This window comes from Planctobacterium marinum, assembly GCF_020687805.1.
GTDB lineage: Bacteria > Pseudomonadota > Gammaproteobacteria > Enterobacterales > Alteromonadaceae > Planctobacterium > Planctobacterium marinum.
Window position 1 is genome coordinate 1 of record NZ_JAJEWQ010000002.1, and the last position, 24,441, is coordinate 24,441.

General features: G+C 49.0%; 19 protein-coding genes. 13 read left to right on the forward strand and 6 right to left on the reverse strand.

All coding sequences use genetic code 11. The features are described from left to right. Positions 1-166 precede the first annotated feature (166 nt). Positions 167-748, forward strand: a complete 582-nt coding sequence (locus LJ740_RS05365; RefSeq protein WP_229528878.1) for a carbon-nitrogen hydrolase family protein — start codon at positions 167-169, stop codon at positions 746-748. A 151-nt stretch (positions 749-899) separates the two neighbouring features. Then, positions 900-1,556, forward strand: a complete 657-nt coding sequence (locus LJ740_RS05370) for a type 1 glutamine amidotransferase (protein WP_229528051.1) — start codon at positions 900-902, stop codon at positions 1,554-1,556. A 138-nt stretch (positions 1,557-1,694) separates the two neighbouring features. On the opposite strand, the gene LJ740_RS05375 is transcribed toward LJ740_RS05370, so the two are convergent. Further along, a complete protein-coding gene (locus tag LJ740_RS05375) occupies positions 1,695-2,855 on the reverse strand; it encodes a DcaP family trimeric outer membrane transporter (RefSeq protein ID WP_229528052.1) in 1,161 nt (386 codons plus the stop codon). 205 nt (positions 2,856-3,060) lie between these two features. Here LJ740_RS05375 and acs point away from each other — a divergent pair, with 205 nt between their 5' ends. From acs to LJ740_RS05400, 5 genes are all read left to right on the forward strand, one after another. Further along, positions 3,061-5,004 carry an acetate--CoA ligase gene (gene acs, locus LJ740_RS05380; protein ID WP_229528053.1) on the forward strand — a complete coding sequence of 648 codons (1,944 nt, stop codon included), beginning with the start codon at positions 3,061-3,063 and terminating at the stop codon, positions 5,002-5,004. A 12-nt stretch (positions 5,005-5,016) separates the two neighbouring features. Continuing rightward, a complete protein-coding gene (locus LJ740_RS05385; RefSeq protein WP_229528054.1) occupies positions 5,017-5,661 on the forward strand; it encodes a response regulator in 645 nt (214 codons plus the stop codon). A 134-nt stretch (positions 5,662-5,795) separates the two neighbouring features. Then, entirely contained in the window at positions 5,796-6,761 is a 966-nt protein-coding gene (locus tag LJ740_RS05390) for a calcium/sodium antiporter (protein WP_229528055.1), read from the forward strand. 166 nt (positions 6,762-6,927) lie between these two features. Continuing rightward, a complete protein-coding gene (locus LJ740_RS05395) occupies positions 6,928-8,187 on the forward strand; it encodes a mechanosensitive ion channel family protein (RefSeq protein ID WP_377307174.1) in 1,260 nt (419 codons plus the stop codon). Between the two features lie 168 nt (positions 8,188-8,355). Further along, positions 8,356-9,231: a type 2 periplasmic-binding domain-containing protein gene (locus LJ740_RS05400; protein WP_229528057.1), complete on the forward strand. Its 876-nt coding sequence runs from the start codon at positions 8,356-8,358 to the stop codon at positions 9,229-9,231. Positions 9,232-9,259: 28 nt separating this feature from the next. Here LJ740_RS05400 and LJ740_RS05405 read toward each other — a convergent pair whose 3' ends face one another. Together LJ740_RS05405 and LJ740_RS05410 are read right to left on the reverse strand one after the other, a co-directional pair. Continuing rightward, a complete protein-coding gene (locus tag LJ740_RS05405; RefSeq protein ID WP_229528058.1) occupies positions 9,260-10,531 on the reverse strand; it encodes a PepSY-associated TM helix domain-containing protein in 1,272 nt (423 codons plus the stop codon). A gap of 62 nt (positions 10,532-10,593) precedes the next feature. Continuing rightward, the gene (locus LJ740_RS05410) at positions 10,594-12,705 is read right to left on the reverse strand and encodes a TonB-dependent receptor (RefSeq protein WP_229528059.1); all 2,112 of its coding nucleotides are present in this window, start codon (positions 12,703-12,705) and stop codon (positions 10,594-10,596) included. Positions 12,706-13,083: 378 nt separating this feature from the next. Between LJ740_RS05410 and LJ740_RS05415 the strand changes: the two genes are divergently transcribed. After that, positions 13,084-13,890 carry a sporadic carbohydrate cluster 2OG-Fe(II) oxygenase gene (locus LJ740_RS05415; RefSeq protein WP_229528060.1) on the forward strand — a complete coding sequence of 269 codons (807 nt, stop codon included), beginning with the start codon at positions 13,084-13,086 and terminating at the stop codon, positions 13,888-13,890. After that, the gene (locus LJ740_RS05420; RefSeq protein ID WP_229528061.1) at positions 13,883-14,356 is read left to right on the forward strand and encodes an LIC12192 family sporadic carbohydrate cluster protein; all 474 of its coding nucleotides are present in this window, start codon (positions 13,883-13,885) and stop codon (positions 14,354-14,356) included. Before LJ740_RS05415 ends, LJ740_RS05420 begins: the two co-directional genes overlap by 8 nt. A 64-nt stretch (positions 14,357-14,420) precedes the next feature. Here LJ740_RS05420 and LJ740_RS05425 read toward each other — a convergent pair whose 3' ends face one another. Beyond that, positions 14,421-17,837, reverse strand: a complete 3,417-nt coding sequence (locus tag LJ740_RS05425; RefSeq protein ID WP_229528062.1) for a PAS domain-containing hybrid sensor histidine kinase/response regulator — start codon at positions 17,835-17,837, stop codon at positions 14,421-14,423. A 132-nt stretch (positions 17,838-17,969) separates the two neighbouring features. Between LJ740_RS05425 and LJ740_RS05430 the strand changes: the two genes are divergently transcribed. The 4 genes from LJ740_RS05430 to LJ740_RS05445 all read left to right on the forward strand — a co-directional run bounded on the left by LJ740_RS05430 (position 17,970) and on the right by LJ740_RS05445 (position 22,530). Continuing rightward, on the forward strand, positions 17,970-18,236 hold the full coding sequence (locus tag LJ740_RS05430) for a DUF4212 domain-containing protein (RefSeq protein WP_229528063.1): 267 nt from the start codon (positions 17,970-17,972) through the stop codon (positions 18,234-18,236). Positions 18,237-18,245: 9 nt separating this feature from the next. Further along, entirely contained in the window at positions 18,246-19,952 is a 1,707-nt protein-coding gene (locus tag LJ740_RS05435; protein ID WP_229528064.1) for a sodium:solute symporter family protein, read from the forward strand. Between the two features lie 71 nt (positions 19,953-20,023). Then, positions 20,024-21,871, forward strand: a complete 1,848-nt coding sequence (locus LJ740_RS05440; RefSeq protein WP_229528065.1) for a DUF294 nucleotidyltransferase-like domain-containing protein — start codon at positions 20,024-20,026, stop codon at positions 21,869-21,871. Between the two features lie 2 nt (positions 21,872-21,873). Continuing rightward, on the forward strand, positions 21,874-22,530 hold the full coding sequence (locus tag LJ740_RS05445; protein ID WP_229528066.1) for a 3'-5' exonuclease: 657 nt from the start codon (positions 21,874-21,876) through the stop codon (positions 22,528-22,530). Here the strand turns inward: LJ740_RS05445 and LJ740_RS05450 are convergent. Both LJ740_RS05450 and LJ740_RS05455 read right to left on the reverse strand, forming a co-directional pair. Beyond that, the gene (locus LJ740_RS05450; protein ID WP_229528067.1) at positions 22,527-23,009 is read right to left on the reverse strand and encodes a hypothetical protein; all 483 of its coding nucleotides are present in this window, start codon (positions 23,007-23,009) and stop codon (positions 22,527-22,529) included. The two genes, LJ740_RS05445 and LJ740_RS05450, sit on opposite strands and share 4 nt — an antisense overlap. A 53-nt stretch (positions 23,010-23,062) precedes the next feature. After that, complete coding sequence (locus tag LJ740_RS05455) at positions 23,063-24,391, reverse strand: alpha-amylase family glycosyl hydrolase (RefSeq protein ID WP_377307173.1); 1,329 nt, start codon at positions 24,389-24,391, stop codon at positions 23,063-23,065. Positions 24,392-24,441 lie beyond the last annotated feature (50 nt).

Consider the following 24,441-nt stretch of genomic DNA (forward strand, 5'->3'; position numbering starts at 1 on the left):
GGTACTCGACTTAGTCGTAATTTAGGGTTGACAGGTGTCAGTACCACTTCTTTGGCAATAGCCCAGATATAGGCTGCCATTTCTCTGGCAATGGCAGCGATAATGAGATTGTGGTGTTTCCTATATTGTATTTCCGGAACTTTCCCTGACGGGCTACGAGCCTGAGCTGGCAAAAGAATTATCGTTTACTCACGAAGATAGCCGCCTGCAGCCCTTAATTGATATGGCTATTGACAAAAATATTAGTATCGGCGCAGGAGCTCCGTTGAAAGGTGAAAACTTACCTAAAATTGGACTGCTTTTTATTTCCGCAGCAGGAACGGTGGAATCTTACGCCAAGATGAATTTACATCCAGGGGAGGATAAGTTTTTTGATAAAGGGGAGCATTTTCATCATGTTAACTTGGGTGGTTACCTGGTTGACAACGCAATATGTGCAGACACAAATAATGAAAAACACGCGGAACATTATTTTGGGTTAGGTGCCGCAATATACGTTGCTGGTGTGCTTATTACCAAGGGAGGTTACCAGGCGGACACGGAAGTTATGAAGAATTACGCAAAAAAATTTGACCTGCTCGTTGCTATGGCAAATCACAATCGCCCTACCGGTGGGTGGGCAGCAGCAGGAAAAAGTGCGATTTGGAGTAAAGATGGTTTGTTAGCAACAGCAAATGAAACCCAATCAGCAATAGTGGTTGCAGAACAATGTGCCACTGGTTGGAGTGGTTGTGTCATTGCAATCTAACACGGCAGTTTAGGGTCAACATTATGTGGCTGACTGAGTGTTTTTCATATAGCGCTTAACCAACAAGGCACTGCACTTTAATTTTAACATTAGCAATAAAACAGGATGCGAAATGCGGGCACATTATTTACAACATGTACCATTTGAAGGTTTGGGTAGTATTGAATTCTGGCTCCAAAGCGCAGGCTACCAAATATCAGGCACTCAACTTTTTAACGCTGAGGCGTTGCCTAAAATAGAAGATATTGATTTCCTGGTGGTATTGGGCGGTCCCATGAGCGTCAATGATGAAGCGGGTTTTCCCTGGCTGAAAAATGAAAAAGAGTTCATTAAAAGTGCAATAACGGCGGGGAAACCTGTTTTGGGTATCTGCCTTGGAGCACAACTTATTGCAAGTGCCATGGGTGGGCAAGTTTACCCCAACTCATTAGCAGAAATCGGGTGGTTCCAGGTAGAGGCGGTGCAACCAGAAAACGCTTCCGTTTTTCAGTTTCCGGAAGAAATAAACGTATTCCATTGGCATGGAGAAACTTATAGCCTGCCTGTTGGTGCAAAGCAGCTTGCAAGGAGTGAGGGCTGTGAAAATCAGGCTTTTCAAATCGGTAAGCATGTTATCGGATTGCAATTTCATTTGGAAACGACACCTGAATCCGCACGGGCAATTGTGGAAAATTGTAAAGATGAACTCGTTGAAGGTGCCTTTATCCAGACCGAATCCGAGATTTTATCCGTGTCCGATGAGAGCTACTCATCCATAAATTTCTTGATGAGCAATATTTTGGCGTATTTGCATGCGGGTAATCACTGACAGGTGAGCATCTTGCACCAGACATGACGGCAAAACACGACACTGAATGGCATAGAACCCCCGGCCCTTTTTCATAGACAAGCAAACACAATGAAAGTGCTCTTTTAAAAAGAGCACTTTAATGGGGGATATGTACTATCAGAAGGCGTATTTCGCTGAAAATTGCAGCCGATTCATGTCCCCTTCCAGGCCGCTTTCAATTTCCCGTTTCGCAAAGGCGTATTCAGCCCCAAAGGTTAATTCTTTCGACGGCGAGAAAAGCAAATTAGCCCTTGTACTCCAGGTGGATTCGGTTGCGCTTAGTCCGGTAAGGTCGGTATCGTTATCTGCGTTGAAGGCAGAGTAGGTGAAGTTGGAACGCCACTGATTGTTCCAGAGGTGTCGATAGGATATGGCGTAGCCGGTGGAATCAATGGCCTGAAGTTCGTTGTTGGCATCTAATACCGCGCCATTGACGGCATTTAAGGCCGAATAGCGGCCCAATCCGGCACCGGTATTAAACATCAGCCGCAGGTCGTCCTGACCAAACTTAAATTTGGCACCAAGGCTGATACCATAGCTGGTTTCGGTGCTGTCGATATCATTACCGCCCTGTTGATTTTTGTAGGCCAGTTGACGTACCAGTGCGGCCACCATGAAATGGCCCCAGTCGCGTTGATGATTGTAGCGCAATACCAGATCCGGCACGGCATTGTCATCGCTGACGATGCGGCCTCCACCTCCATAAGGCGTAATGGTCGATTCAGGGTTTTCCAGGGCGATTTGAAAAGGGCCTTGCGTATACCGCACCAGCGCCTGACGGGCGAAAATAGTGCCATCGGTAACACCGATAAAATCCAGGGTTTCGGGCAGGGCAGAAACATCCTGAAAGGTGGTCCAGGTTTGCCCAAACAGCCAGTTTTTATAGGTCAGGAAAGCATGACGGATTCGTGGCTGGTGGCTGTTGCTGATACGCTCATCACCATCCGGGACCACCTGCATATCAAACTCCAGTACACCTTTTATAGTGTCCTGATTGTCCAGTTTGGTTGAGGTGGTAAAGCGAAAACGCGATTGTCGGATATGAGCATCAAATTGGGTATCTTCATCCATTCCCGCCACGGGGGTTAAACTGGGAATGTAAAAGTCCCGACCGATATTACCGGATGCCAGGGTGCCATCACTATAATTACTGGCGATGGCGTCCAGTTTTACATAACCGGAAAAACCAAATTCGGTATTGTTGATAGGGTTTGCCAGGCCAAAGTGGGACTGGCCGGCTAACAGAAGCAGGAGCAGAGGCGACATGATTTTTTTCATTTTTTATTACCAGAAGCTATGGAACACGCTTTTAAAAATGACCCCATTTGCGTTATTTTGATATAGGGCTATGGTCTGATGGGACCAAAGTCTGAGAAACGTTGTCCCTGAGCCAGACATCAGAGTCGGGACCAAAGTCCCATATGGAATTTAGCGGCACTATATTAAAGTGGTCGGAATTATCTTAAATCCTGGAAGGGTGGTTATGAATATGCCTGTAGATCAGCAAGCCATTGAGCGCGATTACCAAATTACACAACAAGATTATCTGCAACAGTACCAGGCGTCGATGCAAAACAACGACGACTTTTGGTTGCAAAAAGCCAGTACGCTGGACTGGATTAAAGCGCCCAGCAAAGGGTTTGAAGGCGGGTTTCAGCCGGGTAAAGTGAACATCAACTGGTTTGCCGATGGTGAGCTGAATGTCAGTGCTAATTGTATCGATCGACATCTGGCTGAGCGCGCCGGTGATACTGCGATTATCTGGGAAGGTGACAGCGCTGATGAAGACAAGAACATCAGCTTTCAGGAGCTGCACGACGAAGTGTGCAAACTGGCGAATGGCCTGAAAAAGCTCGGTGTTGAAAAAGGCGACCGGGTGGCTATTTACATGCCCATGATCCCCGAAGCTGCTTATGCCATGCTGGCGTGTGCCCGCATTGGCGCCGTGCATTCAGTGATTTTTGGTGGCTTTTCTCCTAATGCGATTGCCGACCGGGTTAACGATTGTCAGGCCAAAGTGGTGATCACCGCAGATGCCGGGCGTCGCGGCAGTAAATCGGTTCCTCTGAAAGCAAACGTCGATGCCGCATTGAGTGACAAGGCGTGCCCCACTATCAGTCATGTCCTGGTCTTTAATGCTACTGGTCTGGATGTGCCGATGGGCAGCGTTGACGTGGCAGCGGAAACCCTGTTGGCGGAATGTGACTCGCACTGTGAACCGCAGGCGATGAATGCCGAAGATCCGTTATTTATTTTGTACACATCGGGCTCTACCGGGAAACCCAAAGGTGTTTTACACACCACCGGCGGTTATCTGGTTTACGCTGCCACCACGCATCAGGCCGTGTTTGATTATCAACCAGGAGAAGTGTACTGGTGTGCGGCTGATGTGGGCTGGATCACCGGACATACCTATATTGTTTATGGTCCGCTGGCCAATGGAGCCACAACGCTGATGTTTGAAGGTGTGCCCACCTACCCGGATGAGCGTCGCATCGGCCAGATAGTCGATAAACATCAGGTAAATATTCTGTATACTGCGCCCACCGCAATTCGCGCTCTGATGTGCAAAGGCGACTTTGCCGGTGAGGGCTCCAGCAGAGCCTCATTGCGCATTTTGGGGTCTGTGGGTGAGCCAATAAATCCGGAAGCCTGGCAATGGTATCACAGGGTATTAGGTAACAGCCGTTGCCCGATTGTGGATACCTGGTGGCAAACCGAAACCGGGGGCATGATGATTACTCCGCTTCCCGGAGCCACAGAAATGAAACCCGGCTCTGCTACGAATCCGTTTTTTGGTATCGAACCTGAATTGGTGGATAACGAAGGGCGGGCACTGCAAGGTGCGACAGAAGGAAACCTGATCATCAAACGCAGTTGGCCCGGCCAGGCGCGTACCCTGTGGGGGGATCACGAGCGCTTTGAGCAGACCTATTTCTCTACCTATCCGGGCAACTACTTTACAGGTGACGGTGCGCGACGCGATGAAGATGGTCACTACTGGATAACCGGACGGGTGGATGATGTATTGAATGTTTCTGGTCATCGTTTAGGTACAGCCGAAATTGAAAGTGCTCTGGTATCTCATCCGGCTATTGCTGAGGCAGCGGTGGTGGGTTATCCCCATGACATCAAGGGGCAGGGGATTTACGTTTATGTTATTCCGGTCTCCGGAACCCAGGTTACTGATGAATTAACCAAAGAAGTGGTCAAATGGGTACGTCAGGAACTCAGTCCGATTGCTTCTCCAGATTTAATGCAGTGGACACCGGGGTTACCTAAAACCCGCTCCGGCAAAATTATGCGCCGGATACTGCGGAAAATCGCTGCCGATGATTTCGCCAGTCTCGGAGATACTTCTACACTCGCTGATCCGGCGATTGTCGATACCCTGATTGAAAATCGTATGAACCGTTCTCAAGGGTAACGAGAGCCTATCGTGTCGGTTATCCTGATTGCAGATGATCACCCTCTTTATCGGGATGCCTTGCGCATCTCGTTAGGGGCGCGTTTACCCGATTCTGTGATCCTGGAAGCCGCCGATATGCAAAGCACCCTGGCTTTGCTCAAAGAAACCCCTGATCTGGATTTGTTGTTACTGGATTTACACATGCCTGGCAGTGATGACTTATTTGGTTTGTTGCACATCCGCAAGTTACACCCTGAAATTCCGGTGGCGGTTGTCTCCGGCCTGGAGCAGGTGGAGATTGTCAGCAAGGTGATGGACGCTGGTGCTATGGGCTTTGTACCTAAAATAACTCCGGCTGAAGAAGTGGTAGAAGCCATCAAGCAAATGCTGTTGGGGGAAACCTGGGTACCTGAGCGAGTGGCCGGTCAACTGGGCGACAGCGATGAAGAGTTCAGTGCACTGGCGGATAAAGTTGCCACCCTGACACCGTCTCAATATAAGGTATTGTGTTTGTTGCGGGACGGGCTTCTCAACAAACAAATCGGTTACCAACTGGGTATCGCAGAAAAAACCGTAAAAACCCATGTTACCTCGGTATTGCGCAAGCTGGATATTACCAACCGCACTCAGGCGGTACTGATTGCCAATCAACTTAAATTACAGGCGCCGGAATAACGGCAAAACCTGTGCTGTTCACATTCTGGTAAGCGAAACGCAACAAGCGCTGAAATATTGTTTTTGTATTTTCACTGTTTACCCTGATAATCCGGTTTTCTGATAAAGGTCTCAGCGACCGGAGATTTGCACCCATGATTTGGCCCACCCTGGCAATTTTAATCGGATTACCGCTACTGGTCTGGAGCGCTGAGCGTTTCATACGCGGGGCAGCTAAAACCGCCGGATACCTCGGCGTTTCTCCCTTGTTTATCGGTATGTTTATTATCGGGTTTGGTACCTCGGCTCCCGAGATCATTGTGTCTGTGTTTGCCTCTTTGCAAGGCAATGGCGGTCTGGCACTGGGCAACGTTTATGGTTCCAATATCGCGAATACCACCTTGATTGTAGGGTTAACTGCGCTGTTGTGCCCGATTGCGGTGAAATCTGGCATTGTGCGCAAAGAGTTGCCCATCTTACTGGCGGTAACCTTTTTGTCAGTTTGGCAACTAACAGACTTAACTTTGTCCACAGATGAAGCCTTCACCCTGTTGGGTATCCTGGTTATTTTAATAGCATGGAGCGTCTGGCAAACCATTAAACAACCCAAAGATCCGCTGGTGGACGATGTTGCTGACGCGGTTCGTACTGAGAAAACCGCTTTGCGTTCCTATTTGTTTTGGTTGGTGGCCGGGCTAATTTTGTTAGTTGTCAGCTCCCGGGTACTGGTTTGGGGAGCGGTGGAAGTCGCGCAGTATTTTCAGGTTAGTGATTTGATCATCGGTTTAACCATTATCGGCATTGGTACCTCGTTGCCTGAGCTCATATCTTCCATCATAGCCGTGCGGAAAAACGAGCACGAATTAGCGATTGGTAACGTTGTAGGCTCGAATTTGTTTAATCTGTTGGCCGTTGCCGGTGTTGCCGGGGTGATTAATCCTATTCAGGTGGATTCGACCTTTTTGTATCGCGATGGCATGATAATGACGGCATTGACTATCGCATTGATGGTTTTTTGTCTGGGCATTAAAGGGCCTGGCAGAATCAACCGTTACGAAGGTTTCGCATTTTTTACTTGCTTTATTCTGTATAACTATTATTTGATCACAACCCAATTTTAAGCCATCAGGTTCAGCTATACTGAGTACTGTTTGGTATGACCCCAATGAGTAAGCACATTATATGACAACTACTAACCGCGTTTCTGATCCCTTTGATCTTGCCACTAACTCGTTGGGCACAACGTTAAATCAGTATTGGTTAACAGCACAGGAAGCCGTATTAAGTATGGGCTTTGTGGTGCAATTATCTATTATATTGACTATCTATTTGTTCGCGTTTTTGACCGCCGCTCAGATACGCAATCGCATTGCGCCTGCGGCTAAACCACCGGAAAGCGGTGCTCATACTCTGAAAGTGCTGGGGCACAAATTAGTTGGCATTATTTTTCCCATTCTGTCTATCTCCTTCTTAAAACTGTCTACCGTGTTGGGCGAGCAATATCAGTTTGATGCCTGGTTGCTCAATGTCGCTTTGGTGGTCGCGGTATTATTGTTTTTAAATACCGTTGTGCGGGCTTTGGTAGACAGTGAAAACATCGCCATGTTTATGCGCTGGGTAATATTGCCCATCGTATTTTTGCATCTGGTGGGCATATTGCCTGGGATTGTAGCGGTGATGGAATCCATGGCCATAACCATCGGCAACGTACAGGTATCAAGCTACGGTGTCGCCAGAGTGGTGATATTTGGTGTGGTGCTGTTTTGGCTGGGCAGGGCGTCCCGCAATGTTGGTAAAGAGATTATTCGCAATCATCAAAAGCTGGATGTCACCACGAAGGAAGTCTTTACCAAGGTCTTTGAAGTGGCGCTGTTCTGCGTCATGTTTGTGTTGTTGCTCAACATTATGGGTATCAACCTGACTGCCCTGGCGGTATTTGGTGGAGCCGTGGGTGTTGGGTTAGGTCTGGGCCTGCAAAGTATTGCGTCGAACTTTATTTCAGGGATCATCATACTGATGGATCACTCACTCACCATCGGTGATTTCGTGGAGCTGGAAGACGGCAGTAAAGGTTTCGTACGGGAATTTCGCATGCGGTACACCGTGCTGGAAACCTATGACGGCAAAGACATACTCGTGCCCAATGAGAAGTTCATTAATTCTTTGATGATCAACTGGACCCACAAAGATCCGAAACAGCGCTATCGCATTGATTTCAGTGTGGCCTATAAAACCGATATTCGCGCCATGTGCGACATTATCAAAGAGGCCGTAGGCCAACATCCTCAGGTTATCAGTGGTGAAGACATTCCATTTGAAGAGCGCCCTGATTGTGAAATTGACTCCTTTGGCGACTCCGGCGTAAATATGTTTGTGGAGTTCTGGATGGTAGGTATAGACGATGGTAAGAATCGCGTTGGTGGTGATTTGCTGTTGATCGTGTTTGAAACCTTGCGCGAGCATAATATCGAAATTCCGTTCCCGCAGCGCGAAGTGCGGGTGCTGGATGGCTCTGCTATGACAATGCGCAATACCACTTCCGAATAACCGCAACTGTAATCCATAGGTTCTGTTATCGGTGGCGCTTCAGGCTGGTTTTGCCGAAAGCTGACGCTCACCCGCAAAAACAAGCACGCCCTGTCAGTTGCTTGTTTTTGCACTATACTTTGGGCCTGACTGCCGCTGAATTTGGAATTTGAGACAGGCGCATACTTTATGCAAAGTGTTTTTCGTTGTTTCACGATTGTTGTTGTGCTTTTTGTGTGTGGTTTTGCATCGGCAAAACAACCGGTAAAGATTTTAGGACATGCAGAAAATGCCCATACAGGTCAGCTTTTTTTCTCTGAATTTATGAATCTGCTCTGGCGTGAGCCTGAGTTGTCAGACCATTACCAGTTACTTGAAATTGCCGAAGATGGTTACCGAAAACAAAAGCTGGAAGTCCTGTTAAGACGCAAAGTGATTGATATTAACTGGGCGGGTGCCAAAAAGCAGTTGAACAATCAGGCCATCAAAATCCCTTTGCCTGTTGTGGGAGGGCTACTGGGTTATCGCATTGCACTGATCCGCAGCGAAGATGCCGGTCGCTTCGCCGGGATTGCCAGCCTGGATGACTTAAAAGCTTTCCGGGCCTGTCAGGGCAAGACCTGGCTGGACGCTGACATACTCGAATACAATGGTATCGCTGTGGCACGGGTTTCTAACAACCAGTCTATGGTAAAAATGCTGTTTCAGGGGCGTTGCGATATGTTTCCTCGAGGCATCCATGAAGTCGTCAGCGAGCTGGCAAACTATCAACGGACTTTTCCTTCCGTCATGATGGATAAATCCCTTGTCATCCAGTATGACTTTGCGTCATATCTCTATGTCCGGCATTCGGATGCGCTGTTAGCTGAGCGCTTAACCACGGCATTTCGTCGGGTTATTCACAACGGCAGTTATCGCAGGTTGCTCGAGGAACACGACTACACCAAACATATATTTCCACTATCACAATGGGAAACGGCGCGGTTTATCTATTTGCAAAACCCTGAACATGATACAGATCTAAAGGCCAGTCCAAACTACCTCAATCTCAGTGGCCACAAGTGAAGCCACACGGTTCCAGTCAGCTCGGAAGCTAAACTGCCCTGACCCGGTTAAGGGTTTTGTCCAGCAGCCAGACACATAACATACTGAGTCCCGCCAGCGGCAAGGCGATGGCCAGTGTTAATACAGTGATACTCAATGCCCTGGAAGGTTGTATACCCCGGCGCGCTTTGGGGGCTCCCAGGGAACCTTCGGGTTTGCGTCTCAGCCACAGGATCATTCCGCTGATCCCCATCCAGATAAGCACTATCAGGGCTATCAAGTTGATGATCTGATTGCTTCGGCCAAACAAACGCCCTTCGTGCAGGCTGATGCCAATGGACGTGGCTTGTCCTATGGCTCCAATATCCTGCCATTCGATTTTCAGTAACACTGAGCCTGAATACTGATCCACAAACAGGTATCGGTTACCGGCCAGGTCTCGCCCGTGATGGCCTGGCATAATGGCGAAACTGCCGTTTGGCCCCCAGGGAGACTGAATTTCAAAGCCATGATGAAAACCGTTTTGATGGGCCGTATGTACTAATTGATTGACGGATACCTGAGGCTGTCCGGGAATGGTAGCGGGTTGTGATTGCGGGCGACGGCTGAATACTTCCTGGGGAAACGCCTGATTGATACCAATGGCGAATTGATCCAGCAAATTCCCCCAGACTACCGACCAGGGCAGGCCGGTGGCAATAATCACCAGCATCCAGACAGAGAGTAAAAATCCGGGGATGGCATGAAAATCGCGCCAGGCTATGCGACTGGATTGATTGAGTCGAGGAATCAGTGCTCCACGTAACCCCTTTATTCTGGGCCACCATAGATAAAGCCCGGAGACGATCATAATAATGGTCCAACAGGCCACTAATTCAACCAGTACTTCACCCAATGTCCCCGCCATCAATCCGCCGTGAATTTGTTTGGCAATGGCTGTCAGACGCCAACTGTCATTGATGCTGCCCACTGCGGTTAACGTATCAGGGTTCACCATGATTGTGGTCCGCTGCTGGTGGGTATCGGTCAGGGTGACTCTGGCGTTTTCTTGTATACCATGGGCGGGTCGGTAGCTATTTAAAATGCCGCCGGGAAGCTCTTTTTTGGCGGCATTCACTATGGCATCGTGGTCGACATTACTGACCGGTTGCCTGACATCCTGACGGTAAAAAAGCTCGCCATAAAGGGCATCTTCTATTTCATGTTGAAACAGGTAAATGCCGCCGGTAATGGCCATCACCAGCATGATGGGGGTGATCAGAATGCCGGCGTAAAAGTGCCAGCGCCAAATTGTCGGATAAAGCCCGTCGCGAATTGCCATAATATCTGTACCTTGTTTGCCTGGCTTGTGCCTGAGTTGTCATGCCAGGCAGCCTGTTCGGATTAAAATGTGTAACTCAGACCCGCAGAAAAAGTTCTGGGTGAGCCCGGTCTGAACCGGCCTTCTGGTGCCCAAACCGGGGCTTCTGCGGTGAGCAAATATTCGTTATCCAGCAGGTTTTGTACCTTGATATCAAATAGCAAAGCCTCGGTGAACGCGTATTCCATGCGCAGGTTCAACAGGTTTTCAGCGTCGGTTTTGCGGGTGTTAGCTTCGTCCAGGAACCAACTGCCGGTGTGTTGAATTTCCAGTTCTGCGGATAATCCGGACAACACTTTGGGTTGGTATTGCAGGCGCACATTCACAATCGGGTCCGGGGAGTTGATTAGCGTTTTTCCATCAAGTACGCTTTGGGTATCAGAAAACCTGCGCTTCACGCTATTGTCTGTCGTGGCGCCGGCCAGCGTCAGCATCAGTTCGTCGCTGAGTTGCGCCTGTAATCCCAGTTCAATTCCCTGGTACTGCTCTTCACCGCCATTGACTGATATGTTGCCGGCAGGCGTTGCAATTCCTGTTACGATTCCGCCTTTGGCAATCATGCGATAAACCGCGGCATTTAAACTTATGCCTTCACCTAACCAGCCGCGATATCCCAGTTCATAGCTTTGAATGGTCTCAGGCTCCAGTGAGAACTCTGCCTGTGAACTGCTGAGTATGTACAAATCGGAATCATCGGGAATGCGAAATCCTTTGGCGTAGCGCAGATACACATTGTGTCGTTCAGAAATAGCGTAGCTTAAAGAAGCTTTGGGTAGCAATTCACTGAAATTATCTTTTCTTTCTTCCAGAAGTAAAAAGGGTGATGGATTTTCAGCAGAAAAATCAGCGCTACTGAGATGGTTTGTATAGTCATAATCCGAATGCTCGTATCTCAAACCCAGTACCAGGCTAAGTTTTTCCGACAGAGACTGGGTGTGCTGGATGTAGGGAGCCAGGCTGGTGTAATTGACGTCGTAGTCAAGGTGCAATCCTTGCGGGTAGGTTGTGCCCCAAACCACTTGCGTAGTGCGGGTTTGTTCGGTTGTTCTGGCGAAGTCGGTTAGTTCTGCATCCAGACCCAAAATGGTGGAACTGCTTTCGTTCCAATTCAGATACAGTCTGCTAAGCATGCCAAGCGTATCGGTAACCGCTTTGGTGATGGGGGTCGTGGCGGGCTCCCAGGTGTGCATATACTGGCTGTCAATGGTGCGTATATAGGGCGTGATCTGTAGAGTAATGTGTTGCGACAGCGCTTTTTGGATCTCTGAGCTCAGTCGAAAGTACTCGGCTTTATCCCTGGCTTCTGCGCGGTTAACTGCGTCCGCCAGACCATCTGATTTCGGATCGTTTTGCAACGCTTCAGGCGTCAGTGCGCCTGCCATCTGGGAATCGAATTTGGTGTAGCTCAGAATATTGTTAATTTCCCAGCCGTTATCTTCATACAGGTGTCTAGCAATGATCTGAGTTCTGTCCCAGGCGGTGGTATCACGCCAGCCATCGTCACTCTGGTAAGACACTGCCAGACGGGCGGCGTTACTGTCGTTGAGCGCGCCGGATGTATCTAAGCGAATATCCTGTAAATTGTTTTCACCAAAGCGATAACTTACCAGGGTTTCAGGTTCATATACCGGTTGTTTACTCTTTACATTCACGACTGCGGCTAACGCGTCAGAACCATGGATGGCGGTACCTGGCCCTTTTAGTATTTCCATACCACCAGGAGAGGTTAAAGCGCCTGAATACGAGAAAGCCGCGTGATTAAAGGAAATGGGAGACTGCAGGGGGACGTTGTCCTGCAGATACAAATAAACATTATCAAAAGAGACCGGCAGACGGATGGATGGCGCATCCACAGGGCCTCTGAGTTTAGAAAAATACACACCCGGCATACGGTTTACGGTTTCGCCAATCCAGGTGGCACGATCAAATTCACTGTCCTGTGCTGAAACCGTTTCGATAGTCACGGAGGCATTGAACAGTGTTTCCTCATTTCCGGTGGCCGTAACTACAATGACTTCCAGAGCATCGTTTTCGGCACTGCTATCGTCGGGAGATGAGGTCGCGGCATAGGCACTGAGTGACAGGTTTAGAGTGAGCAATGCGCTGTATAGCGGCAATTTCAGAGGCTTTTGCATTAGTAATAGTTACTCTGGGTTAGTAAATTAACGGACTAAAAATTGCCAGTTAATTTACTAAACTGGTGACTAAAATAAATGCGACAAATTGCCGCAGCCAATGCCGAAGAGCGATGGGTTTGACCCGTTGTTGAAATGGTCAAACCTTCCATATACCAGGTGTACTGCGGGTAAAACTAGCACCGGATCATATTGTTCTTTTTGCGACTGAAATTGTTCGACTGTATGCCGATAAAAAATCGTATTGTTGATGAAAATCAAAATCACTCTGCGGTTTACCGATATCTTTGATGTTGCATGATTACAGTGGTTCAGCTTCAGGTTACACTGGTTGTGCACATCGGGCAGATTGCATGTTCCCCTTCAACAGGTAAGTAGATGAATTTATTGAGAGAAAATGAGCGGATAATCACACAGCGTTTTTTAGAAGATGGCTATGTGATCCAGCCGGCAGAAAACCTTGCGGCACTAAATCGCATCCGACAAAAAATTGCAGAACTCACGGCGGCTCACCTTGGGCTGACGTTGCCGGAGGATGTGGGGGCGTTTTTGGATAACATCGCAGAGGTTATTGGTCCACAACAACTAAATGACCTGAGATTGCATTTAATCGCCGGACTGATGGCGACGGATTGGTTTAGAGAGGCCTATTTCTCCACTGCCCAGAGTTTACTGGAAACCTTAATTGGCAATGAGTTGGCGATGCAGCGCAATATGGGCATGAGTGTTTTGCTACCGGAAGACGACAGTTCAATTGTGCATTTACACTCTGACGCCTGGGGCTCAGAATGTTCGCCTTTTGAAGTCGTGCTTTGGGTTCCGTTCGTGGATTGTTTCCGCACTAAAAGCGTATTTCTATGTCCGCCCGCCAAAGATCGGCAATGGCGACAGAAGCTCAGCAGCTTTTCCGAGCAGGGCACTGATGCCTTGTTTCACGCTGTAGAGCCTGATTTGGTCTGGCCAGATGTGCCATATGGCAGTGTACTTTTGTTCACACCAACGGTTATGCATGGTGGCCGGGTTAACAAAGAAGACACTACTCGCTGGTCGATTAATATTCGCTTCAAAGGGCTATTTACACCCTATGCCGGCAAACGGCTTGGAGAGTATTTTGATCCCATTACCATTCGTGGTGCAACCCGCATCGGCATGGAGTTTGAGTATCCGGGAGGCTTCAGTGACTAAGCAACAGGGTTATCGCGGTTATGTCAGCAGTCGCCCAGTCAGGGCGGTATCACATCCGCAACGGGTACAAAACCTGGTGATCCGGGACTACGCCAATAAAAAGCAATTGCACTACCTGCTCAGCTCAACCGAGTTTGCCATGCCCGGTTGTTACATGATGCTGGAGGATATCCTGACCGAACTGCCCAAACTGGAAGGGGTTATTCTGTTTAGTGCGTTTATGCTACCAAAGCGCAAAGCCCGGCGCCTGAGAATTTATGAAAAGCTATTAGCCAGTCAGTGTGTGCTGCATTCAGCACTGGAAGAGATGGTATTGAAAACTGAAGCCGATATTGAGAAGTTTGAGGACGTCATTGATGTAGTAAACAGCCTGCCAGATGCACCTCTAAACGATGTGTACCAATCCTTTCGCTTAAAAATGGACCCGCAGGACCCATTCGTTAAAGCCTTTTTTGCAGCGCTCTGATCATTTCAGTTAAGTCATTGTATGGTGCGCAAGGCCATTTCAGCGTTTTTTAGCTGCGCTATAGTCATATCCTGAAACTCTTTAACAAGGAGCGCAACTTGGCGGGCTTAACGGGTTTTGGCAGGTAGCTGATACCCAGATCCCGGGCTTGCTGGATGATGTTTTCATCCCGCTCTGCAGTGATTAAAATGGCCGGAGTTTGGTTGTTTAGCGCACTGCGAATATGACGCATAAAGTCTAAACCGCTACGACTTTCTCCGAGTTGATAATCCACCAAAATAACATCCGGTTGCTGTTGTTGCAGGGCCAGCAGGGCCGCGTCGAAGTTATCTGCCAGTTGTGTTTTTATCTGCCAGCGGGCCAGCAGGGTTTGCATGGCATCCAGGTTGTGTTTGTCATCATCCAGGCACAGGGCCGTCAGTTTGGCGATGTCTTGCTTGCTGGTTTCTGCGGGGTGCTCCGCTTGTGCTTGTTTTTCGGCCACCGGCATTAGCAAAGCAAAACAGCTACCCTGATGGACCCTGGATTTCAGGGTTAGCGGCATATTCATTAACTTGCTCAACCGTGCGACAACGGCCAGCCCCAGGCCCAGCCCGGTCTCCTGGCCATCGTGGGCGCGATAGAAATCCTGAAAAATGTGCTGTTGGTGTTGTTCTGAAATACCTTCACCGGTGTCCCATACCTGCAACAGCAGTTGCTGCTGTCTCCGTCGGACACTGAGCAACACTCCACCGCGATGAGTGTACTTTAATGCATTGGAAAGCAGATTGCGCACTATGCGATGCAGGTAAACCGGATCTGCGCATACCCAATACTCCCGGGGACAATGCAGGTTGAGTTTTAGTTGCTTCTGTTCAGCCATAGAAGTGAACTCAGTAAGCAGCCCTGATAACAGTTTGCTGAGGTTCTGTGGACTGCTTTTGGGTTTTAAGGCTCCCTGATCCAGCCTGGCAATTTCCAGCAATGTGGCGATCAGGTTTTCACCGGCTTGCAGGCTCTGATCCAGTTTTTGCAAGGTCTGATGTAGTTCCACCGACATCACCATGCCTTCGGTAGCTGATAAATATAACTTGGCGGAATTAATGGGCTGTAAAATATCGTGGCTGGCCAGGGCCAAAAATTGTGTTTTGGAGGCATTGGCCTTTTCTGCCAGCTCCCTTGCTTCCACCAGTTGTCGTTCCACTTCAGCGCGGCGTTCAATTTCTTTGAGGAGCTCTGAATTGATGGCTTTAACCTCATCCGCCCGGGAAGACACCCGTTTTTCCAGGTCGATATTGGCTTCTTTCAGGGCTTTTTGGAATTCGATGTGCTCTGAGATGTCATTAAAACTGGTTACGAATCCGCCGTGGGGGAGAGGATTACCGATCATTTCTATAACCCGGCCATCACTGCGCTGGCGCACAAATTTGTGAGGCTTTCCGGCCCGCAGATGCTCCATGCGTTTATGAACCAGGCTTTCAACATCACCGAATCCACACTCCCCTCGCTGCGCATTAAATCGCACCAGGTTTTCAATCGGTGTGCCTACCTTAATCAAGGTTTCAGGATAATTAAAAATATTCAGATAGCCTCGGTTCCAGGCCACCAGACACAAATCCTTATCAATAACGCTGATCCCCTGTGCCAGACTTTCCAGCGAGGCGAACAGGGTATTTTGATTGGTTTGTATGGCTTGCGTGGTATCGTCAAACACCGAAACTAACTGTTCAAAATTCATTTGCTGGTTTTTCAGTACCGCATTGATCAGCAAATTCGAACTGGGCGCACCGATAACCCCACCCAAAGAGCGTTCACAAAAGACAATAAACTCCTGCTGCGGGGAGTCATCCGGATGAATACTTTGCCGTTGAGTTTGCTCAAAATCAGACAGTAATTGATTGGTGCGGTTACTGCCTAAAAACGTGCGCAATACGGTGATCAGATCTTCATTGCTGATGGCTGAAGTGGTTGGAATATGCTCCAGTGACGGTGTTTCCTGAGTTGAGACAAAACTTTGAGCCTGCAATTTGTCCATCAGATTGGGGCGGGCCATCAGGGAAAACAATACAAAAAACAGCGAATTGATAGCAAGGGCAATGGAGGCAGTAATACTGATGGTATCGCTATCCAGGCTGCTGGTGGCCGTGCCATTCACTAAGGGGAAGATCAGCAACAAAATCCAGGTAAATATCCCGGCAATCAGGCCTGCTATCACACCGTGTGCATGGGCGCGCTGCCAATAAAGCCCGCCTAGCAATGCCGGTGACAACTGAATAACTAGTGAAAAGGCCAGCAGACCAATGCTGGAAAGGGACATATTGCCGGATAAAAAGATGTGGTAGCTAAAACTCAGCAATAAAATTCCGGCAATAACCCCGCGTCGCAACCACAGAATAAAATGGATATGGGAATGTCGGTGATGCAATCGCTCCGATTTGTTGAGCAATTTAGGCAGGATCACGTCATTGCTAAGCATGGTGCTCAGGGTCAGTGTCGAGACAATAATCATTGCGGTGGCCGCCGACAGCCCTCCCAAAAACACCATTGCCTGTAAGAAGCGGTTACCCGATTCCGTGGCAATGGCAATCACATAACTGTCTGGTGTTACCTGCTGGCCTGCAAACAAGTGGGTACCGGCGGTTGCAATGATGGGAATGAGGATTGCGGTAAGTGCCAGATACCCGGGAAACACCCAGCGTGCGGTTGCCACGTGTTTTACATTCAGGTTATCGATGATGGCAACGTGAAATTGCCGGGGTAAACAGAGTACCGCTATGGCTGCAACCAGTGTTTGTAGCCAAAATGCGGGTTTAAAAAAGCTGTTTTCAATCGCCTCTGTTTGTAAAAACTGCTGACTAAACAACTGGGTTTCAGTGGTGGGGCTCCACAGTGCGAATACGGCGATACAGGTTAAGGCGGCAATCTTTAATACTGACTCAAAAGAAATAGACAGCATCAGACCATGGCGATATTCCGTAACATCGGTTTTTTGAGTGCCAAATATCACGCAAAAAACGCCGAGAAATAGGGATGCTGTCAGAACAATCAAAGTGGTGTTTTTTTCCCCGGATACCAGACTAAAGGCAGTACCAATGGCTTGCAATTGCAATGCGATATAGGGAATTGTGGCAAGTAGTACAATCAAAGTGACAATCAGTGCCACATTTTGCCTTTTGCCGTAGCGGGAAGACACCAGATCCGCGATGGTGGTGACATGCTGTTTTTTACTGACCTCGATCAGCTTGATGATCAGCCGGTAGCCGAACAGGTACAGCAGGATTGGCCCCAATAAGATGGGCAGGTAATTCCACTGGTTACGGGCGGCCTCTCCAACGGCACCAAAATAGGTCCAGGCCGTGCAATAAATTGCCAGCGCAAAGCTGTACACCAGAGGGTGAGAGCTGAATTTTTTAGCCTGGCGACTACGACCATCGCCCCAACTGCCCAACCAGAAAATAAACGCCAGGTAACCGGCAGCCAGTGCAAACCAGATAAACGTCATATATCGCTATTCAATCGTTTTTCCGGCAGTGTAGCACAGTAAATCGGGACCATAGTCCCATTGGGACCAAGGTCTTATTTGATGATAACCATTAACTGTCTATCTTAAGCATTGTAATTTGGAGAAATAACTATGGCTTTTCAATCAGAAGAACAAAAAACGGCTTACTGGCGGCGAAATATACGCCTGATGCTGACGTTATTGGCAGTGTGGTTCGGCGTCTCATTTGGTTGCGGTATCCTGCTGGTGGATGTCCTCAATCAGATCCCATTTTTCGGCTTTAAGTTAGGCTTTTGGTTTGCCCAGCAAGGGGCTATTTACGTATTTGTTGCGCTCATCTTTGTGTACGTTGTCAAGATGAATCAGCTCGACAAAGAATTTAACGTTAGCGAAGAATAGGGGAGCGCTATGGGTATTCAAACAATGACCTTTATTGTCGTGGGGATCACGTTCGCGCTGTACATCGGCATCGCCATATGGGCGAAAGCGGGCTCCACCAAAGAGTTTTACGTTGCCGGTGGTGGCATCAATCCGGTGGCCAACGGCATGGCGACTGCGGCCGACTGGATGTCTGCGGCGTCTTTTATTTCCATGGCAGGATTAATTTCTTTTATGGGCTACGACGGTTCGGTTTATCTGTTGGGATGGACCGGCGGCTATGTATTGCTGGCTTTGTGTCTGGCCCCGTACTTACGCAAGTTTGGCAAGTTCACTGTGCCTGACTTTATTGGGGATCGCTATTATTCTCAGACAGCCAGAACCGTTGCTGTGGTTTGCGCTATTTTTGTCTGCTTCACCTATGTGGCCGGACAAATGCGCGGCGTTGGTGTGGTGTTCAGCCGCTTTCTGGAAGTGGACATCACCATGGGCGTGATTATTGGCATGGGGATCGTGTTCTTTTACTCGGTGCTTGGTGGCATGAAAGGCATCACTTACACCCAGGTTGCACAGTATTGTGTGATGATATTTGCCTACCTGGTACCAGCCGTTTTTATCTCCATCATAATGACCGGTCACGTTATTCCGCAATTTGGGTTTGGTGCTGATTTGGCGGATGGCTCGGGACAGTCGTTATTGCAAAAGCTGGATGGTCTCTCCACCGAACTGGGCTTTACGGAATATACCTCCGGTACCAAGAGTATGATTGATGTGTTTTGTATCACTGCCGCACTGATGGTGGGCACCGCCGGGTTACCTCACGTAATCGTGCGCTTCTTTACGGTGCCCAAAGTGCGTGATGCCAGAAAGAGTGCCGGGTGGGCTTTGGTCTTTATCGCCTTGATTTATACCACCGCTCCGGCCATTGCTTCTTTTGCCAGGGTCAACATGATTGAAACCATCAACGGGGAAGAGCAAACCGGTACGCAGTACTCCGAAGCTGCGTCATGGATTAAGAATTGGGAAAAAACCGGGCTAATCCAGTGGGACGACAAAAACGGTGATGGCAAGATGTTTTATTCCGGCGATGAGCGCAACGAAATGAAGGTGGACCGCGACATTATGGTGCTGGCCAACCCCGAAATTGCCGACTTACCGGTTTGGGTTATTGCGCTGGTGGCTGCCGGTGGTGTGGCTGCGGCCCTGTCTACTTCGGCGGGACTGTTGCTGGTAATTTCCACCTCCGTTTCTCACGATTTACTGAAACGCAATCTGATGCCGCAAATTACCGATAAACAGGAACTGTTTTACGCACGTCTGGCGGCGGCGGTGGGGATTGCCATCGCCGGATACCTGGGCATTAACCCACCTGGATTCGTGGCGCAGGTGGTGGCCTTTGCCTTTGGCTTAGCGGCGTCGTCGTTCTTCCCGGCGATTATTCTGGGCATCTTCCATAAGAGAATGTCCAGTCGTGGTGCTGTGGCTGGCATGTTGGCCGGTATCGGATTTACCGCCACCTACATTATTTACTTTAAGTTTATTAATCCGGCAGCCAGCACACCTGACAACTGGTTCCTGGGTATCTCACCAGAGGGTATCGGTACGATTGGGATGATGATCAACTTTACTGTGGCCTTTGTTGTCTACAAATTGGGGGCTGAGGCACCCGATGAGGTACAGCAAATGGTGGAGGATATCCGCTATCCCAAAGGTGCCGGTGAAGCACAGGCTCACTAAATCTGTTGCTACTCAATAAACGGTTCGGGTTGATACCCGGACCGTTTTCCTGTTTAAAAAGAGATTAAATCATGTCGAACCTTCCGCAACAGGCGCTGGATTTTATCTCCGGTATTTCACCCTGGGAGTCACTAACCCACCCGGAGCGGGTGGCATTTGTTAGCGCAGCGAAACTCATCTATCTGAACGAGGACTCACTGCCCTTATTGCAGGCTCAGCAGGAGGCCGGCAACGGATTGTTGCTTATTCAAACCGGCGAGTTTGAAGTTCAGAGCCGGGATGCACAGGATCAGATATCAGGGCGCTACATCAGTGAGTCTGAATACGTTTTCTTGTGTGCAAATCCCTTTCATATTCCCGTTGAAAACATTGTTAAGGTGCATTCGCCCGGGCTGGTGTATTGCCTTGATGTTGCTGCACTCATTAAATTGAGTGACCAGACCCGCGCTGTACAGCGTTTTTTCACAGACCTGGCCCACAGTATTCACTATGACAACCAGCCTTTTCAATCTGCCGAATGGCAGGAAGCATCTTTGCAGCAGCTGTGCCACCGACCTTTGGTGCAGGTAACGCCCGATACCAGTGTTGCGCAGTGTGCCGAGCTGATGACAGAATGCAATGTATCATCTGTGCTGGTTTGCGAAGGCGAGACATTGCAGGGAATTTTAACCGACAAAGATTTGCGCACCCGGGTGCTGGCAAAGCATCTGAGTTCAGATGTGGCGGTTAGTGAGGTGATGACAACGGATCTTCAGGTGGCTAGCCCGCAGCAAGACTGGCTGGATGCCGTGTGCCTGATGTCGGAGAGTGGATTCAGCCATGTGCCGATTGTGGATGAGGACAATCGCCCGGTGGGGATCATGACCAAGTCAGATGTTATAAACCGGCAAAAATCTAACATCGTCTGGCTAATAAAATCCCTTTCCCGCGCCACAAGCTTGTATGAACTTATGCAACACGCCTGGCAAATCCCACATTACATTCGTTTTAACATGCAGGGCAAACAGGGGTTTGCCAATGTCGGGCAATGGTTGGCCAGGGCGACTGATGTTATGACCCGTCGGTTACTGCACTTTTATTTTCGCGAGCATGGTGAGCCACCATTTGCCTGGTGTTGGCTGGTGTATGGCAGTCAGGCCCGCAAAGACCAGTTGCTCACATCCGATCAGGACAACGGCTTGCTTTTGGCGCAAGCGCCTGATACCGGGCAAGCCGATTATTTTCGCGCTATGGCGCAATATGTGTGCAATGGCTTAGCCAAATGTGGGATAGCACTGTGCAACGGCAATATTATGGCCAGTAACCCGGAGCTGCGCAAAACGCTGCAGGAAGCCGTGGTTGAAGCTGAACAATGCGTTTCGGAACCCAGTAGTGAGCGCTTGCTTCATTTCAATATATTTTTAGATGTTCGTCTGGTACAGGGCAGTGAAACACTCTTTGCACAACTGCAATCCCGGCGCGCTGAATTGTTCAAAAAACCGCTGTTTTTGGCCGCGCTGGCCCGAGAAGTGAACCGCTGTGAGGTGCCCCTGAGTTTGTTTCAGCGTTTCATTTATGAAGACAATGAGCACAAAAAAGCCATAAATCTGAAAGTTAACGCGGTGGCCATTGTCAACAGTATTGTGCGCCTGTATGCGCTTTCTGTCGGGTTAAAAGTAGCCAGTACACCGGAGCGGTTAGCGGCGTTGAGCGAATCCGGACTCCTGTCTTCCAGAGACTGTGCTAATCTGAAAAGCATCTGGCTGTATTTAAATGAACTGCGCTTAAATAGCCAGCTGGATCAGCAAAAACCCGATAATCTGGTGGATATCCGTCAGCTAACACCTATGGAAAAATACCAACTCAAAAAAGCGTTTCAGAGTATTAAAAAAGCCCAGTCTGCGTTGCTGCTGAAATTCAGCAGTGGTCTTGGGGGGTAGCTTTGGACTTTTGGCATGCTGTGCTAAATCGACTCGGTTTGCGGATAGCAGATGGCGAGCTGCTGCGGCAACGCATGTCTGAGGTGGCACTATTGGCCGTGGATTTGGAGCTGACCGGACTGGATCCGCAACAGGATGATATTGTGTCTGTAGGCTGGATAAAAGGTGCCGGATTTAGTTTGGATCTGTCCAGCAGCCATCATGCGCTGGTGCAAACCGACAGCAGTTTAAAGCAAAGCCCGGTAATACATGGTATCACTGATGTTGAGTTACAAAGCGCAGTAAGTCTGCAACAGCAACTGGTGCAACTTGCGGCGTTGGCTGATGATCACGTCTGGGTGATGCACTGCCATCGACTGGATTGGGGCGTGTTGCAAAAAAGTTACCGACAGTGCCAGTTAACCTGTCCTTCACCGGTGATCATCGATACTTTGTTGCTGGAGCAATATCTGCTGGGGAAATCCGGCTATCAGAATAGCCCTGTGAGCCTCACCGAGAGTCGCCGACGGTACGGTCTGGCAACCGCGCCTGCCCACAATGCACTGGAAGATGCCGCCGCCACGCTGGAATTATTATTTGCTCAACTGGGGCGCTTAGGAGTTAAACCAGACGGACAATTTAAGCAGCTCTCACATACCGGCGCATTAATTTCAGGCTAACGCAGGTTATTGCCAAGTCGGACAATACCAACTGTAAGGCCCTTGTCTTCAAATACTGCGCTTTGACCGGGGGAAAGCTGTTTCACGGCGGAATAGTCCACCGCTTCACCACTGGTGTATCGGGTTCTGAGTTTAATATTGAACTGGTTTTTTGCTTCGTCTTCGGCCGCTATCAACCCTGTCGTTTTTGAACGATTATCCGGTTGTAGCGGCGCATTCACCGGCGATAGTCCTGCCGTAGGAATGCTCAGCGCCCGGGTTCTTTCGAAGTGAATTTGCGCATAAAACTGCCGATATATCGCTTCCGACTGATTGTTGCATACCACCACGGAAAAGCGATTTGACGAGCCACCAAACAGCCGGTTGGCTTCCAGCACTGCGCCGGTTTGCAGTTCAACCAATGCCTGACAACTTTGGGCCATGGTCTGGCCCGAACAAATACCCGCTAAAACCAGCAGGCCAAGCGCTTTTTTCTTCATTAAATAATACCGCTACAACTAAGTAGCTTAAGTATACATTTTTACAAGCAGGTTTAGTTTTGTAAAACTCTGTAACCCCAGGCTGGTAAGGTCATCTCACTGTTTTCATTAAGGTTTATTTGGTTATCTGAAAATATATCTGAGTATTTGCCGTGATACAGTGTCTCGTTAAAAGAAACGGTTTTAGGACTATCAGAGAAGTTGAATACAGCAAAGATCTTATCGCCGTCTTTTTCCCGGACAAAACTCAATACCGTTTTAGCTTCACTGTTGGGAACATGCACCATGCGACCACCAAACTGACCGTTCCACAGGGCTTTGTTGTCATGTTTCAGGGCGAACAAGGTTTTGTAGAGGTCGCCAATCGGATGGGGCTTCCAGACGATAGGGTCTTTTTCGAAAAACGCCAGTCGTTTGGCGTTGCCGGCTTCCTGCCCGTTGTACATCATAGGAAAACCTTCGCCAATAACTGATAAGGTGATCACTGCGTCCAGTGCCTCCCCATAGTTTTCGAACATGGTGCCTTCCCAGGCGTTCGAATCATGGTTGGCTACATGTACCATGCGATAGGCTTCTGCTGGAAAGGCACTTTCATTCCAGGAGTAATAAACAAATAGGCCATTAACATCGGCATGGCCTTTTACGATCTCATGCATGGTTTTCGACCATGACCAGGCGTAAGTCATATCAAAGGCTTCGGCATGTAGATCCCGAGATTCCCATTCTGCCAGCATTAAAACGGGTTTTATGGCATCTAACTCTTTGCGCACGTTGTTCCAGAAATCCACCGGTACAAATCCGGCCACGTCACAGCGATAACCATCAACACCAACTTCGGCCACCCAATATTTCATCGCTTCGGTCATATACTTGCGAAGCTCAGGCTGAGAAAAATCCAGATCGATAATATCTGACCAGTCCCACCAGGGGGTTGGTCTGAAGTCGCCTTTGTAATCCCGCTCGTACCATTCGGGGTGTTCAAAGCGCATCCAGTTGTCCCAGGCCGTGTGATTTGCGACCCAGTCCAGAATGACGTACATGCCTAAATCATGAGCCGCATCCACAAAAGCTTTCAAATCATCCAGGGTGCCAAATTCAGGGTTGACCTTCATGTAGTCTTTTACTGAATAGGGGCTGCCTAAACTGCCTTTGCGGTTTTCTTCTCCTATCGGGTGAACCGGCATTAACCACAGCACATCAATCCCTAGTGCTTTCAGGCGTGGCAACTGCTCCTGAGCTGCTGCAAAGGTGCCTTCTGGTGTAAACTGACGGGTATTGATCTGGTACATAGTGGCGTTTTTGGACCATTCCGGGTGGGTCAGCTTGACGTAGGGTTGCGGCTGATAGGGGTCCTTCACCTCTGGTGTGCTACCACAGGCCATTAACAGCAGACTTAAACAGACACTCACACAACAACGAATAGATAAACGCA